The organism is Actinomadura sp. GC306, from assembly GCF_004348665.1.
Taxonomy (GTDB): domain Bacteria; phylum Actinomycetota; class Actinomycetes; order Streptosporangiales; family Streptosporangiaceae; genus Spirillospora.
This window is the reverse complement of record NZ_SMKM01000512.1, coordinates 1-1,709: the sequence shown is the minus strand read 5'-3', so window position 1 is coordinate 1,709 and position 1,709 is coordinate 1. Positions and strand designations below refer to the sequence as shown.

Annotated in this window: 1 protein-coding gene; it reads right to left on the bottom strand. The window is 73.6% G+C overall.

Going from position 1 to position 1,709, the window contains the following annotated elements:
• Positions 1 to 135: 135 nt before the first annotated feature.
• Positions 136 to 1,626: a CYTH and CHAD domain-containing protein gene (locus E1200_RS33155; RefSeq protein ID WP_243709056.1), complete on the bottom strand. Its 1,491-nt coding sequence runs from the start codon at positions 1,624 to 1,626 to the stop codon at positions 136 to 138.
• Positions 1,627 to 1,709 lie beyond the last annotated feature (83 nt).

Here is a 1,709-nt window from a genome sequence, read left to right as displayed (position 1 = left end):
TCCCCCACCTAACGGGCGCCCCGCCTCGCAAAGCCCCCACCTAGCCGCCTCGCAAAGCCCGTTGACTTGCGGCGTGTTGTTGTTATCCGGCGTCCCAAAACAACAACACGCCGCAAGTCAACGAACTGGGGCGGGCTAGAAGGACGGGCCTAGGGTTTGCGACCAGGTGGTCGAGAGGCGGTCGCGCGCCGCCTCGGCTTCGCACTGCTCCCTGCCGTACAGGACGCCCAGCGCGAACGCCTCCACCGGCACCTTGGTGCGCTTGGCCGCCGCCGCGAGGTGCTCCATGGCGATCACGCCGTCCTGGTAGCCGCCGAGGACCTCCTGGATGCGCTTGGCGTCCTTGGCCACCCGCTTCGCCGCCGCGCCCAGCACCGGCACCGCGAGCTCCGCCGCGTACCGCGCCCGCTTCGCCGCCTTGCGGGTCTCGTGCCGCGCGACGTCCGGGTCGTCGGCGCTCTTGATAGACGCGTAGTCCTTGGCCATCCGGTCCCACGCCCGCGTGACGAGAAGGGGCAGCTCCTTGCGGGCCTTGCGGTCGGCCGCGCCCGCCAGCGGCGGGTCGAGGACCAGCCGGTCGAGCTCGTCGAGCAGCGCGAAGTAGCGCGGCTCCCGCAGGCTCGCGTTCATCCGCCGGTACGCGGCGCGCTCCCGCTTCTCCAGGTCCGCCACCACGAACGCGGGCGCCGCCGCGAACCGCATCCGCAGCACCTCCAGGTCGCGGACCTCGCCGAGGACGGCCGCCAGCCAGCGCAGCTCCGGCCCGAGCGGCTCGGTCCGCTCCGGGTCGAGGACCGTCCGGTAGCTGCGCAGCGCGCTCCGCAGCCGCCGCACGCCGACCCGCATCTTGTGGACGGCGTCCTCCTCCTCCAGCCGCGCCTTCGGGTCGTACTTCGCGATGGCCTCGACCTGGTTGGCGATGTAGGCGAGGACGACCTCCCCGGTCGTGACGCCGGGGCCCTTGCCGTTGGACGTCGCCGACGCGATCCGCGACCTCGCCGCGGCACGCGCGGCCGCCGCCTCGGCCGGGACCACCGCTTCGCCGAGCAGCCGTCCGAGCTTGGACGACGACCTGCCCCGCTTGGCGCCGCTCTTCCGCAGCCGCTTGCCGGCCGCCTTCAGCAGGTCGGACGGGCCGTCCTTCAGCTCGACCTCGATCTCCCGCCACCGCTCGGTCTCGGCGCCGGGGCCGCTGCCCGTCACCAGGTCGTCGGCGACCTCCGCCAGCTCGGTCCCGTCCGCGGCGAGCAGCCGGACGACCGTCCGCCGCGTCTCCAGCGTCGCGACCGGCCGCAGCTCCGCGCCCCGCGTGTAGGCGGCGACCAGCCCGGCCAGCCGCGCCGGGACGGCCCGCGGCCTGCCGAGCGGCGCCCGCAGCTCCTGCTTGCTGTCCAGGCCCGCCGGCATCTTCAGGTGCCATCCGGCGTCCGGTCCGCCGCGCCGCCGCCGCAGCGTGATGCCGTGCGCCGCGAGCCGCAGGTCGGCGGTGTCGAAGTAGCTCGCGTGAAGTTCGTGGACCTCGGGCTCCGCGGCCGACGCGACGCCCGGCAGCCCGGCCAGCTCCGGCAGGACGAAACCGGCGTCGGCGTCGTACTTCTGCTCGATTTCGAGATGCCTCTCAGCCACGCTCTGCTCCTCAACGACGACGCGACAGGGCACACACCCCCAGGTGACCAGCATTTCATGCCAAACCACCCAGCACACAGCCC